This window comes from Candidatus Dependentiae bacterium, assembly GCA_016871815.1.
Taxonomy (GTDB): Bacteria; Babelota; Babeliae; order Babelales.
This window is the reverse complement of sequence record VHBT01000003.1, coordinates 1-14761: the sequence shown is the minus strand read 5'-3', so window position 1 is coordinate 14761 and position 14761 is coordinate 1. Positions and strand designations below refer to the sequence as shown.

General features: G+C 38.7%; 9 protein-coding genes. 6 read left to right on the top strand and 3 right to left on the bottom strand.

Annotated elements, in window-relative coordinates; all coding sequences use genetic code 11:
- Positions 1-79 precede the first annotated feature (79 nt).
- Together FJ366_01060 and FJ366_01055 are read left to right on the top strand one after the other, a co-directional pair.
- Entirely contained in the window at positions 80-1378 is a 1299-nt protein-coding gene (locus tag FJ366_01060) for a sel1 repeat family protein (GenBank protein MBM3894175.1), read from the top strand.
- A 125-nt stretch (positions 1379-1503) separates the two neighbouring features.
- A complete protein-coding gene (locus tag FJ366_01055) occupies positions 1504-1803 on the top strand; it encodes a hypothetical protein (GenBank protein MBM3894174.1) in 300 nt (99 codons plus the stop codon).
- Positions 1804-1812: 9 nt separating this feature from the next.
- On the opposite strand, the gene FJ366_01050 is transcribed toward FJ366_01055, so the two are convergent.
- Positions 1813-3084: an FtsX-like permease family protein gene (locus FJ366_01050; protein MBM3894173.1), complete on the bottom strand. Its 1272-nt coding sequence runs from the start codon at positions 3082-3084 to the stop codon at positions 1813-1815.
- The gene (locus FJ366_01045) at positions 3044-4237 is read right to left on the bottom strand and encodes an efflux RND transporter periplasmic adaptor subunit (protein ID MBM3894172.1); all 1194 of its coding nucleotides are present in this window, start codon (positions 4235-4237) and stop codon (positions 3044-3046) included. The genes FJ366_01050 and FJ366_01045 overlap by 41 nt, the downstream gene beginning before the upstream one ends.
- A gap of 25 nt (positions 4238-4262) precedes the next feature.
- Here FJ366_01045 and FJ366_01040 point away from each other — a divergent pair, with 25 nt between their 5' ends.
- Positions 4263-5102: a hypothetical protein gene (locus FJ366_01040; GenBank protein ID MBM3894171.1), complete on the top strand. Its 840-nt coding sequence runs from the start codon at positions 4263-4265 to the stop codon at positions 5100-5102.
- A 127-nt stretch (positions 5103-5229) separates the two neighbouring features.
- Positions 5230-7044, top strand: coding sequence for a hypothetical protein (locus FJ366_01035; GenBank protein MBM3894170.1), 1815 nt, complete (start codon positions 5230-5232; stop codon positions 7042-7044).
- A gap of 52 nt (positions 7045-7096) precedes the next feature.
- Here FJ366_01035 and FJ366_01030 read toward each other — a convergent pair whose 3' ends face one another.
- The gene (locus FJ366_01030) at positions 7097-8476 is read right to left on the bottom strand and encodes a TolC family protein (GenBank protein MBM3894169.1); all 1380 of its coding nucleotides are present in this window, start codon (positions 8474-8476) and stop codon (positions 7097-7099) included.
- 517 nt (positions 8477-8993) lie between these two features.
- Between FJ366_01030 and FJ366_01025 the strand changes: the two genes are divergently transcribed.
- Positions 8994-11696 carry an insulinase family protein gene (locus FJ366_01025; GenBank protein ID MBM3894168.1) on the top strand — a complete coding sequence of 901 codons (2703 nt, stop codon included), beginning with the start codon at positions 8994-8996 and terminating at the stop codon, positions 11694-11696.
- A gap of 14 nt (positions 11697-11710) precedes the next feature.
- On the top strand, positions 11711-14440 hold the full coding sequence (locus FJ366_01020) for an insulinase family protein (GenBank protein ID MBM3894167.1): 2730 nt from the start codon (positions 11711-11713) through the stop codon (positions 14438-14440).
- Positions 14441-14761 lie beyond the last annotated feature (321 nt).

Here is a 14761-nt window from a genome sequence, read left to right as displayed (position 1 = left end):
TGATGAGTGTTGATATCAATTCTGAAGCACGAGTATGATACGAGCTGCTTTGTACGTTTATAAATAGCTATAAAAATATATGGTTTTTAGATCTTTTTTTTTCGTTTGTTTTTTTAATTTTATACATTTTACTGCTTTTTTAGGTGCTGAAAATAATTATGACCATGTTCAAGACAGGGAAGATGCGTCTTTTGTCGAAAATGATTCTGAGGAAGTTTTATCTGAAGAAGTTGAAGTTAAAGATGTTGATCTACTGTATTCTTTGGGGATGCAATTTTTTACTGGATCAGGATGTGATAAATCCTTAGAGCAAGCATATGAATATTTTATGAAAGCTGCGCAAGAAGGGCATTTGTTGGCACAATTGCAGGTTGCCCGAATGTTGGAACGAGGATTGGGCGTGCAAAGAGATGCAAAAGAAGCGTTTTCATGGACGTTGCAAGCTGCAGAAAAAGGTCTTCGTATTGCGCAAGAAAACGTTGCAACATCTTATTTAACCGGAATTGGCGTGACAAAAGATGAAAAAGCAGCAGCTTATTGGTATGAACAAGCAGCCCAAAACGGTAGTATTATCGCCTTAAAAAATCTTGGATATGCCTATGGAAAAGGTTTTTCGGTTGAACATGATGAAGTTAAGGCGACATTCTTTTTTAGACGGGCAGCAGAGCTTGGAGATGTTCAATCACAAGAAGAATATGCAAAGCGATTGGTGTGGGGTATTGGTTGCAAGGCGGATGTGATAGAAGCGTTGTGTTGGTTTTCTCGAGCGGCCGCAGCGGGATCTGCGGTAGCACAATGTTATATGGGAAAGTTCGCATTACATGGCTGCGAAGGCGTTTTGCCAAACGAAGAGTTTGCTGTTTATTGGTTTGAACTGGCAGCAGCACAAGAAAATCCTGAAGCTTGCTATTTGCTTGGGATAATAAGTTGTGAGGGGCAATATGGTCTTGAGAAAAAAAGAAAATACGGAATAGATTTAATAAAAAAATCAGCGAAAGCTGGTAACATAAACGCGCAACGTTATTTAGTTACTTTTTATAGTTCGGGAGATAGGCCTGCGTACAAAAAAGCATTTGAATGGCGAAAAAAAGCAGCAGCACAAGGTGATTTTAAAGCGCAACATGGATTAGGTCGTGCGTACGAGGTTGGGCTTGGGTGTGATAAGGATATACATCTTGCAATTGAATGGTATAAAAAAGCTGCAAATCAGGGGTATGTTGTTTCTATGTACTGTCTTGCAAAAATATACCAGACAGGATCAATTGTTGATAAAAATCTAAATGAAGCTTTGTTTTGGTTTAAAAAGGCCACAGCCTGTGGAGATCTTGATGCCAAAGAAGAGATTGAAGAAACGTTAAAACTTCTCTCGCTTGAATAATCTACTGCTCAAGAGTGGGCTGTTTTTTTGACTATATATTTTTTGTTAACCCCTAAAATGTTGTTTTAGGGGTTTTTGATTATCAAGAATAAAAAGAACGCCAATTGATTGTAGGGGGTCATGAAATGAAGCGTTTCTTATTGGGTATGGGACTGATGGTTTGTTTTTTTGTTCAATCATCTCATGCTCGTCGAATTGTTCAAACGGCCGAAAAAGCATTTTTTGATTTTAAAGTTCGTCAGATTGGCGTATTAAATTTAGCTTTTTTGCATATGTTTGGGCCGAGCGAAATGTGCTGGAGAACGCGTCAAAAAATAAAATATGATGGAGATTTAATTGTTGCTGCTGCGCTGCCAGAAGAAAGTGAATTTGTATCTAATTTACTGTATGGTGATGGCTTGGAAAGCGAAGAAGAGCTCAGTTAATACGAGTGTTTATTGTTCTTGAAGCGCTTCTACTGGTCGTAGTTGGGATGCTCGGTGGGCCGGATAAATACCAAAAAAAATACCAACCAGCATCGTCACCAGGCTGGCAATAATCACAGAAATAGGTGTTATTGCAATAGGCCATTTTGCAAACGTTCCAATAAGTAAGGGAGTGATAGTTCCTACACAAACGCCAATTAGTCCCCCAATGCTACAGATCACAATCGATTCGATAATAAATTGAGTTAAAATCATCGTTGTGGTGGCGCCAAGAGCCATGCGAACGCCAATTTCTTTTGTTCGTTCAGAAACCGAAACCAGCATGATATTCATAACGCCAATACCGCCAACAAGAAGGGAGATTGAGGCGATAATTAACAATAAAATACTTAAAATATCTGATGAGCGCGCTTTTGCTTTGCCGTACGATTGTTGGTCAAAAACGGTAAAATCATTTGCATCAGTTGGTTTTAAATGATGTCTGACGCGCATGATATTTGTAACTTGTCTGACAACCGTTTGAATTGTTTCTTGATTGATGCAACTAATGAAAAAATAGTGCGGAAACTCTACCGATTCTTTATAAATCTTTTTTTGGGCAGTGGTGTAGGGAATAAGACAAGTCAAATTTGGTGTTGCTATTGGGTCATGGTCTTCTATTTTTTCAAAAACGCCAATAACTAAGAACATTTTTTTTCCGATTAAAATACCTTTTCCGATCGGATCTGTGTTCTTAAAAAGAAGATCTGCAGCTTCGCTACCAAGAATTAAAACTCTACGAGCAAGGGTGTAGTCTTCTGCGGTCATGTTGCGTCCGCGTTTAAGCTTTCGATTTGCGATATGAAAATAGTGTTCATTCCCTCCGCGCAAGCTTACTTCGATGTGCGTTGTTTGATGCGAGATTGTTGTTTTGCGTGAATCAACGATTGGAGAAATATATTTGATGAGCGGAATTTGTTTTTTGAGTGCGGTCATGTCGCGCAGTTTCATGGAGGTGATTTGAGTATTTTTTGAAACGTTTTTATTTTTTATTGGAGAGCCTGCGTGCAAAACGATTGCATTGCTTCCCATTGCAGCAATTTCCGCTTCTATTTTTTTTTGTGCACCGTGACCGATCGCCATGGTTGTTATGAGCGCTGCAATTCCAATAATAATCCCAAGCATGGTTAAAAGGGTTCTTATTTTATGGTATTGCAAGGCGCGCCATGCGGTAGAAAAAAGCATTAAAAGATTCATGAAGTTACCTTTGAGATATTTGTTTGTAAAATTCATCCAGAGCATTTACTTCATCAACATCAATAATCACTTTATCTTTTTCAGAAAGTCCCGAATGAACTGCATAGTACGTGTCATCGGTGATACCGATTTCAACTTCTTTTTCGACAAAAGAATTGTTCTCAAATAACCACAGATTTTTAGTTTGTTTTTCATCTACGTTCGAGTCAGCAGTGGTTTTTTTTGTTGGTATTGGCTTGAAGGAATAGTTAAGTTTTTTTGATACTTCTTCAAGAGCTTTCTTGTTTACAAAAAATGCTTGTGAAAGAACTCCAAGTGTGTCTTCCTCTCGTGCAACAACAACAGATGCGTGTGCGGTCATGCCAGGACGCAATAATTCTTGTCCATCAAGAATGTCTACAATGCCTTCGTATTTGATATTGGCAGATTTGCCCTTGGGCGAGTAACTGACCGATTGCATTTTTCCATTAAAAATTCTGCTTGGCTGACTATCAACAGAAATTTCAATTTTTTGACCTGGTTTTGCCAGCGTTATATCGCTTTCATCAATATCTAAATATGCTCGCATATTGGATATGCTTGGTGCTACTTCAAATAAAACGGTTGCTTGCAAGTCAGTTGTAATTGGTTCGCCCTTAGTAACATTTATTGCAACAACAACCCCATCAATAGGAGATTTTAAAATGCGCTGTTCATATAATGCTTTTTCTTGTTCAACAATCATATTTTGAACACTTAATGTGGCCTCCAGATCTTGCAATTTTGCAAGTTCTGATTCCATAGCATCTGAAGATATTCCCTGTGTTTCGAATAATTTTTTCATACGAGCGGTGTGTGATTTTTGGTATTCATATGATGCAAGACTTTGCTTTGCGCGCTCAAGAGCAACTTTATATGAAAAATCTTTGTCTTTAAGGTTAATCGTGGCAAGAGGTTGGCCTGCTTTGACGCAAGTATTTTCTTCGACCATGATTTCATCAACTGTTCCTGAAACCAAGCTTCCTAATCGAGCGGTATCTTTGAGTTTTATTAATCCAGAAGCGTCAATAATCCTTGTGATAGTTCGTTTTTCTGGTTGAGTTGTTTTGAACAACAAAATAGAATCTTTTTTGTTGTGTTTATTGTAAAGCCACCATGAACCAAGAGTTATGATTGGAAGACCGATGATACAAAAAAAAACGATGTGTGCAAGTTTCATAAAAAAAAGAGTGGAGTGGGCAAGTATGTTCGTTGCGAGTATAAGAAAAATGTTAAAAACGATCAACGAAACATTCCGATCATTTCTTGTATTGTTGTTTTTGTTGGTTTTTTATTCATCTCAGCCATCGGTAATCTGGTCCAAAAATAATGATCTTACCTGTGATGATTTATTGGCTACTGCGCGATTGCTCTTGGAGGATGAGCGTAGACAATTTTGTTTTTATTCAAAAAAAATTAAAAGCGAATTTTTTTTAGGAGAAATTCCCTTGGGTGGTGTAGCCCTTCGGCGCCAAGTCGAAACAGTTATTCAGGCCTTAGAAAAAAGCTTTATATCAAAAAAAAGTCTTGAAAAAAAAGCACTCTATTTTTGGATTTCTTATTACAAACAGCTGTTGATACTTAATTTTTTGGCGATGACTTACGATCCTGTCTTGGGTGTAAATACCAAAATGATGAAATTGGTGAGTATTTTTGGACAGTTGTTTGAAAATCATGGCGATCAAAAAATATTTACCAGGCAGCATAAAATTAATTTTTTAAAGGCGGCGATCTTATTTGTTGTTGAGGTTGAACGATTGAGCAAAGAAGAATTTGTCGTAGAGCGATTAGAGCCGTTTATCAATGATATACAAGATTCATTACCTTTGTGTGAGCTCGATCACGACAGCCTGTGGTGTTCTGTGTGCGCAAGTCGCAAAATAGTGGAAGGCATTGTACTTAATTTGTGTCAGAAAAAAAAATGGGAAGATCCTGAGGTTGCAAAAGAGACAAAAAAAGCACTTTTTATGTTCGTAGGAATCGGAGCGTTAGGGCTTGTTTTTTGGAAAATTGGCCCTTTTTTGATAAAAAAATTGCAAAAATAGCACAAAAGGCCTCATTTCAATATGAAAACAGGGGTCAGTTGTTTTTAGTCATGTCTTCATTAATCTGAGGAGGATAGTTTCAGGGAGAAAGCCTTGAGTGCCTTTTTAGTATTAGTTGGGATTAAGTATGACTTTTTTAGCATATATGCGTGCGTGGTTATTCTTTTTAGTTTTCGGTTCAGTTCTTTGTGCTGAATCAAAATTGTATGTCGCATGGACAGAATTTGATGCTTTTGCGGCAGTGTACCTTGAAAAAGGGATGAAGCGAGATCAAATTTTGGAAGATGCGTTAATTTTATCAGCAAATGATGAGTTGGGAGCAAAAGCGGCAAACGTGTTCTTGGAGCTTTTTGATAGTGCTCTTGGGTACATGAGACGTAATTCAGAATTTAAAGTTTCAGAGCAAATCGTAGAGATAAGAGATTTTATCTTTAAAGTCGTGAATAAACATGGTGTGATTAAACAGAAGTTGGCGCTAGAGATTTTTAAAGAATATAAAAAATGGGACCTGGTGATCTCCGATCATGGAACTGTTGCATCGCTTAACGTGTACACCTTGATGCATTTTATTAAGAGTTTAGAGTTATTTTTTGCAGAAGTTACTGCAAAAGGAACTCGCTTTGCAAAACCAGATCATTTGGTTGGCTTTGCAAAAAGAATTGCTGAAATTACGCCAGTTTTCACTATGAGCAAGACTCAGTTTATGGCTAAAAAAGTATATTCTTCTGTTGAAGCTTCTGCGCAAGTTGCAAAGTCGATGGTTCTTGCAGGGTGTGATGCAGGTCTTGCTGTTGGTCACAAAAGCTTAGTTTTCGGAAAAAATACTCTTGACAGAGGTATGGATAGGGTTTCATCAATTGGACAACGTTTTTCGGTTGATAAAGCAATTACCTATGCTGGATCATTGAGTGCAGTGGGTCTTTTTGTTGGGTTGATGTATGTTGTGCACAATCGCAAAGAAGTTGCACGTAATTTGTTTATGCACGCTGGTGGTAGAGTAGAATCTATAAAAAAGATTATTTCGTTGTATTCAGAGCCAAAAGCTCGTTGGGACAAGTTAAAAACGTGGTTGCGTGCATGGTCATATGATGATGCTTCATTCCGATCAAATAGGGCGCAAGAACTTACAGGGTTTGTAAAGCCTAAAACTTTATCCACTTCTGGAATGACAGATCCGTTATCGGCTGTGTTACTCCATTTTGCAAGAAATCCAGAACTAGTTGATCCAGAAAAAGCAGAAGAACTTTCACAAGAAATGGCAAATGAAATCGCGTATCGTCAGTACGAAAAAGATAAAGCAAATGGCAAACGATTGATGTATTCAGAGATTGCAGATGTCTTTAGAAAAGCAGCTAATAAATATCGATCAGCAGTTGGTGACAAACGATTCTGCGGCTCAACGCCAAAGCTTGCAGTTGATAGTCAAGATGAGTTCGATCGAGTTCAACTTGAAGTAACGGTTAAAGCGCTTTGGAAATCTATTTTTGGAAAACTAGATACAATCCAAAAAAGATTAAAACTCAAAGAGTCTGAATATAAGTTTAAAGCATACAAAACTACTGTGATGGCAACGTATGTGCAAAGTCCTGCGGTAAAAGAACCAAGTCAATTTCTAAGCTATATTAATCATCTACAATCCCTAGACTCAGAACTTTCAACGGTTTTGAAAACACCTGTGGACAATATGAAAAATATTTTTAATCAATTTGCGATTGCTAATATGAACTATCATGGATCAAAAGTTTCACAAGTGACTGCTACAGTTCCGATGGGTGTACTTGTTCCAACGGCGCCTTCTGCGGTTGGACAACCTGTTCAGGGTGCTACGGCACCAGCGTTAGCAGCTCCAGTACAAATTCCAGTTGGTCTCGCAGTAGCTCCAGAATCTTGGGGTTCATGGTTAGTGCGTAAAGCGACTTTTGGCAGGTTAAAAGTTGCGTAAATAAAAAATGATTTTGTGAAAAATAAGCACCTACACATAGGTGCTTATTTTTTTATTTTTCGCCGAATGTATTGCCTGAAAGATCCAATGCATATCCACATCCAGCATTAAGTGCAAAAAATTGACGTTGAAATTGTACAAGGTGAGTAAGGTGTTCAAATTGTGCTTTGAGTTGGTGTGTTGCTGATCCTAACAGTGTTGTTGTGGTCATCGATCCAACGGTACAAGCATCCTGAGACGATTGAAGCGTGCTGGTTGAAGCTCTGAGTTGAGCTAGAGAAACAGCGGCTTGCTGGTGAGAGACTTTCAGGCTGTTGTAGAGTTGTTTTATTTCTTTTTCTATTTTTTTTTGAGTTATTTCTTTGTCGGTGGTTGATTTGAGGGCTTTTATTCGAGCTGTTTCTGCTTCTATTTTGCTCAACGTTCCATCAAACAGATTCCAGGAAAGTTGTAGTCCTCCAAAAAAGTTTGTTTTTGTGTACGACGAGTACGATCGATAATCGGGATTTCCGGGTTGATAGTCGTATGAATATTGGCCGACAGCGCTCAGAGAGGGAAATGTTTTTCCTAGCGCAAACCGTTCGTCGATGCGAGTTCGTTTGTAATTGAGTTTGTGTATTTCAAGTTCAAGTCGATTTTTGAGAGCCAACGAAATGTAGGTATCAACCGAGTCTAGTTGGAATGTAAGATTTGGATTCCATTCAAGGTGCATCTTTGCATCTGATCCATCGGTGAGGAAAATACCTGTCATTTCTTCAAGTTCCGCAAGCAGCGAAATAAGTTGATTATTGTGGATTGTGCATTTCATTTCTGTAGCGCACGCATCGGCGATCGTTTTTTGATACTCAGGTAAAGAAAGCAATCCGGCTTCATATTTTTCTTGGTTTATTTTTTGATTTTCCTGAGAAAAAGCCAATTCTTTTTTCAACACAGCATATTCTTCTTGCTTGAGCCAGGTATTCAAAAAAAGTGCTTCAACCGCAGCTCTTTTTTCTTGCTGTGCAGCACTTATCTGAGTCTGTGCGATTTTTGTGTCTATTCCTGCTTGCTTTGCGCGTGTTTTTGGACCTGCAAGGTTGATTAAATTTTGTGAGGCGCTTAGTGTTGTTGCAAATTGACCGGTTGGAGTAGCTTTGCTCGCAACAGCAGAACTGGTCAGACCAATTGTGGGCAAAAAGCCAGCCCAGGCAGATTTTTCTGCAAGTTGAGCAATTTCATGAGTTAATTTTGCTGCTTTTATCGTGGGATGTTCGGTTGTTGCGGCAATAATTGCTTGAGAGAGGGTAAGAGATTGAGCCTCTTTTTCCATTTGTTGAACAAGGAGTGCCGAATCTGCCTCAAGAGGTGAAAGTGTGATGATTGTTACCGGCTCATTTTTAAGAGAGCTGCAACAGATGATCGAAAGAGCGCAGAGAAAAAGCGATTTGCGCATAAAAATAAATCCATCTAAAGGGATAAAATATCGCTGATAATTGTACTCAAAAAAAATGATGCAAACAATTTTTGAATATTTTTTGATTTTATTTCTGAAGACTTAAAAACAAGTCCAACTGTACACAAAGAAAAAATCGCGATATCGTCTCCGGCGAAACTAAAGGTTTCTTCCGAACAAAAAAAATAATTCAACGCTTGCTGAGAAAATTAATGAAAACTTTAAGTTGGCCTAAAAATAAAGAATTTAAGCTTACTAAAACCACAGGCTGGTTTATTCCATACAACAAAATTTGAAAAAATAATCTCGATCTATGAGGGTAAAACGCCTCTTGATGAATTTAATGTTGAAATGTTTTATTGGTTGCTCAAAGTTTGTGTTTACAACTCATATCATGATTAAAAAGATACAACCGGAAATGACTATTTTTTGAATCTGACTCGTTACAGAGCGATTTTTTTATGGCACGCTGAACGATATGCTTTTTTTGTGGCGTTTTTGATTCTGGGGAATTTGTATGAGTAAAGCGGTACATTTTGTAAAATATCATTCATTACAGAATGGGATGCGTTTGGTTGTTGTCCCTTCAACCATGCAGCAACGGGTAAAAGTTCAAATGCTCTATGATGTTGGTGGTGCGCATGAAGAGCCTTCAGAAAGAGGCTTGGCGCATTTACTTGAACATATGATTTTTAAAGGAACGGTTGAGCTGCCCGAGGGTGCGGTTTCTGTTTTGGCAAAGCGATATGGCGCTGTTTTTAATGCGTTTACCGGCAATGACATGACATCATACTTTTTCGAGGTCGATTCTAACAATTGGCGTCCGTTTATTCCATTGCTTGCCGATTGCATGGAAAATGTTTTGCTTGATGAGCAGCATTTGGCTTCAGAAATAAAGGCTGTAATCCAAGAACTTCGCATGCGCAATGACAACCCGTTTGTTGTGATGTTTGAAGAACTTTTTTCCAAAATGCTCCCAGAAGATCATCCGTACCATGCCCCACTGATTGGGTACAAAAAAGATCTGGCTGGCTTAAATGCAGATCGGTTAAAAGCTTTTTATAAAAAATATTATTCTCCAGAAAGAGCAACATTGTTTGTTGTGGGGGATGTCCAGGTCGAAGAAGTTATTTCGCTTGTTGAAAAGTATTTTTCTCATATTCCTGCTTCAAATAGAACGTTTGAGCCGATTTTTACTAAAAAATATTCAAAAACGTTGAGCTTTCATTCCGTGTTGCCAAAACCATGGGTAAAAGAACATTGCTTGTTGGTTTGGCCTATTTCTGCAGAGTGGAATGACGAGGTTGACTTGTCGGAGATGACGGCAAAAGTTCTTGGTGAAGGCGCCTCATCGTTATTGCATAAACGACTGATTGATGTTGAACAGATTGCCGACATTGTAAATGCCGGTGTTCAGCGGTTGTGTCATGAGGCAGTATTTTTGGTGTACGTGCAGCCTCGCGATGGTAAAATGCAAGCGTGCGTTGATGCGATAAAAGATGAATTGGATAATTTGGCCAAAAAACCAGTAGAAAAAGCTGTTTTAGATCGCTTTGTTGTTGCTGAAAAAATTAGACATGAATTTGTTAAGCAAGTTCCAGCGCAAGCATTATTAGGTTTTGATGTTTTAAATGCATATATTTTGACGGGTTCTATCGATTATGCGTTTACTTCCGGAGAGCGGCTTTCTCGAGTAACTTCACAGAAAATTTCAACTTTTGTCACAAATTATTTAACGCCAGAAAAAATGGTTCGAATCGATACGGTTCTTCAAGATGAAGCTCAAAAAAATGAGTGGTTGTTAGGTCAAAAAAACGATCAAGAACTTGAGGCACAGATTTTGTCTGTACATGTTCGTACTGCGCCATATCCAGATCTTGTTGAGGTTCCTGTATCTGAAAAATATCCCGATGCTCAATCGATTGCGATTGCCGTTCCGCGATCAACACGTAAAGTAACACTTGAAAATGGTATTCAGGTTGTTATTCATGAACAAAAAGAAGCCGATTTGTGCGCGGTTGCGTTTGGCGACATGCGGCAATATCAATATCCTGGCACCATTGATTCGTGTTACAAATCAATTATTGATGGCATGATCGAAGAAGGCTCTCTGGGCTTGAATAAGCAGCAGATACTTGATTGGTTTGCAGATCGTGGAGTTGCGTTCAGTGTAAGTTATGGAAGAATTATTTGTTTGCAAGAAGATGCACAAGCGGTTATTGCAAAATATTTAGAAATACTTTTAGCGCCACATTTTTTAAAGAAAAGTTCGTTTTGGGATTCTTTGCTTGGCAAAGAGCGCGAGCTTAAACAATTGTTCGAGAAGATAAAAGAACAAGAAATTCAACGATTAAGAGCTTTGTTTGATGATCCTGCGGCTCGCGCAACAAATGCCCAATCAACGATGCGATATCCGCATCATTCGTATGGTATTTCGTTGGAAGAAATGATAACAAAAGTTCGATTATTAACCTTTGAAGAATTACCAAATTTGTATCATAGATTTTTTAATCCAAATCAGTTTGTAGTTTCGGTGGTTGGTAATGTTGATTCAGAAGAAATAATCGCAACAATTAAATCTGCAACCGCAGTGTGGCAGGGGGCTGTGGTTAATTCATCGCAAGATGTTGTATTTGCGCGCGATGTTGAAAATATTCATGTTCAAATGAATCGCGATCAAGTGTATTTGTCATTTGTGCGAGAGTCTTCTTTACCTGCGTTTCAAATTTCAAAAGAACGCGTTGCTGTTGATCTTTTGTCGACGATTTATTTTGCCTCTCTTGGTTCTCGTATTTTTAAGCTCAGAGATTCGACCGGTATTTTTTATACAGCGGGAGGGGTTTTTGCAAGCTTGTTACCAACCGGTTTTGCTCGCACAGAAGACAGGGTTTTTGCATTGGTGAGCCCTGAAAAATTAGATCAGGCTATTATTTTATTTGAATCTTTTCTTAAAAATGTGTTTGAATCCGTAATTACGCAGAGTGAGTTAGAAAGCGCTCGATCGTCCATGCAGAGTAAGGTTGCAGCATCTACACAGGGAACAATGGCGTTAGCTAATTATTTTCAGTCGTTGGTTGTTACAAATAAATCAGAAATGTATCGATCCGAGTATTTGCAGTTGCTTAATTCACTTACGGTTGATGATTTGATGCACGTTGCTCATGAGTACGCTCAGCAGGGGCGTTTTGTGCGAATAACCGTTGGAAATGTTGTTCAGTAATAAGGAAATTTGTTGTGAAAAAATTTACATTTTTTTTAATTAATTTGTTTTTGATTGCGTCAATAGTAAGTCCTTCTAGTGATGCTGCTGCAATTCTTTCAGAAGATATTAGCAGAGGGACGCTTGCGGGTTTTGCGTATGCAGAAAAAACGCTTTCAAATGGGATGCGTATTGTGGCTGTTTCTCAGCCGTCGGCGCCAAATGTTATTCTGGAGGTTGTCCTTTCTGGCGTTGGTTCTGTTGTTGAACGAGGGCAAGAACGCGGATGGGCTCACTTGCTTGAGCACATGGTGTTTAAAGGAACAGCTGAAATGTCAGAAACAACATACGGAGCATTGGAAAGTCGCTATGGAGCGCGATCGAATGCGTTTACTTCGCACGATTTAACTAGTTACTACCTTATTGCGCCCAAAAATAACTGGAAGCCTTTGGTGAAGCTTCATGCTCAGTGCTTGAGTAATGCGGCTATTGATGAACAGCATCTTGCATCTGAGGTGAAAGTGGTTATTAAGGAGCTGCGTAGAAACAAAGATAATGCAATGTGGGAGTCGTACGTTCAGTTATTTCGAGAATGCTATCCGGAAGGACACCCTACAAACAGTGCTGTTATTGGGTACAAAAAAGATTTGGCTGGTGTTTGCGCAGACGCATTAAGAGATTTTTTTAAAAAATACTATCAACCGCAATTCATGACATTTTTTATCTGGGGTGATATTGATTTGGACGAAGCGCTTGAAGTTGGTACCAAAGAAATGTCTTTGATGCAAAAGGGGTCAACCGTTTTACCTACTTTTGATTCAGCATCATGTGAGATAACTGATAATTTTTATAAAAAAGTTGAATCAGATTTTGAGCAAGAAACCGTTATGCTTGCATGGCGTTTGCCCGGAGGCATACATGATGCGTATCGGTCCGCAGAGCTGCTCAAAGAATTACTTGTTGGTGGAGATTCTCGAATTCTGGAAAAACGACTAATTCATGACGAAAAATGTGCCGTTTCTGTTGGGGTTGATATTGATTGTGCATCATTGAGTAATCATTTTTTTATTAACATTCAACCAATGTCGGGAAAAAAAGAGCAGTGTGTTTCTTTGATTCGTCAAGAGTTGGATCGTTTGGTAAAAAATGGTATTAAAGAAGATTTCTTACGGGCAGTTAAAAATAAAATTTCATTAGCTCAGGCAAGTATGCTTGATAAATTAACTGCTGAAATGAGAGGAATTCCTTTTGCATGGATGCATGTGTATGCGTTGAATCAAGATTTGCAGGATTGTTTTGATTTTGCATCCACGCTTGAATTGGTAACTGCTGAGCAGATCGCAAATCTTATTTCAAGTTTCATGATTCCTGAAAAAATGATGCGCGTTGACTTGGTTCCTAGAGATCCCGAAAATGTTGCAGCTCAGCAAGAATCTTTAAAAGCTGAACAAGTCTTAGAAGAAGAAATTTTACGAATTCATAATCGAACAAGGCCGCTTGAAGAGGTTATTATTCCTGCGGGATATGCTGATGCAAATGGTCTTGAGTTTACTTCTGTGGAAGCATCGTCTAAAAAAACATTTTCTAACGGGTTTACCGTTTTGGTTAAGGAAGAATCATCTGATTTAGCTGTTGCGCTCTTGGAGCTCAAAAAAGCTGATTTAAAAGAAGACACCAAAACAGCAATCGCATTTTCTATGCTTGGTGAATGGTTGTTTTCTGGTTCTGCGGGTATGACCAAAAAAGAAATTCATGATTGCTTTGACGATTTAGGGGTTGATCTTTTAGTTGACGGCCTTTCGATTCGGTTGCTTGGTACGCATAAAAATATTAAGCAAGCGATTTTAAAGGTTATTGAAGTGTTAAAGACTGCAAATTGTGATGAATTATCATTTGATGCCATTAAATCAAGAACCATAGAATCTTTAAAATTAAATAAAAATGATGCGTTAACGGTTGCGATGCGAATGCTTAAAAGTTCTGCGTGTTCAGAAAGTTTGTACGACTGGACTATCGATGATGCAATTGATTTTGTACGTCAGCTAACACCGCGAGATTTGCGTAATTATTTTTGTGGCTATTTTAATCCATCAAAAATGGCTCTTGTTGTTGTTGGAAATGTTGAGGCGCAAGAAATTTTTGATCTTGTGGGTGCAGAAATGTCCGTGTGGCAATCCCATATGATTTTAGAAAATTATGATGCAGGAAGTTGCAGGGCTGGTATTTTTGAACATCAAATGGTAAAAGACCAGGTATGGATGTGGTGGGGAAGGCGATCAGATATTGATTTGTATCATCCCAAAAAAGCGATAATTGATGTGCTTAGTTGCGTGTTTAAAGATCGCATTTTCCAGCTGCGAGAACAAACTGGTTTGTATTATGTGATTGGTGGAAGACTTGGATCAGGATTTTCTCGATCTCCTGCGATTGACAAAATGTGGTTACAGACCGGTCCTGAGCATGTCAAAATTTCAGCACAGCTGATCGCAAGTTTTCTTGCCGATGCAGCAATTGCACCAGTAACCGCGCAAGAGCTTGCTGCAGCCAAAAACAGTTTGAAATCGAGTTTAATCGGTCTGGTTTCGGGTGTGGAGAGTCAAGCTTCATGGATTTTAGCAAATGAATGTCTTGGTCTTGATGCTAACTATTTTGAAAAATATTGCGCAGCAATCGACGCCTTGACTCCAGAAGATGCAACGCAGGAATTGAAAGCATATCTGCAGTCAGGTCAATTTATGCAGGTGCGTGTCGGTTTGGTAGAATAAATTGAAATTGGGGTGCTAATCGATCGGAAAAGCATCTCTACGTTTATCGATTAGCATTACGATTGTGCAAAACAACAACAAGACTTTGTGTTTTGCACAATCTTGTGAGAGTTTTGTTACGTGTAAGCGTTAAAACCATCTCTGAGTTGAATCCCTAAAGCGATTTCTTCGTTAGTGTTGACGTGTGATTGGTTTCTTGCGCCTTTATCGTACTCTGAATCTGCTCGGTAGATAAGTAAATTGCTGGATGTATCTTTTTGGTACACGGTGCACACGTAGTGCCCTGGAGTATCGCGTCCTGCGCCGTCGATTTTTCCTTTG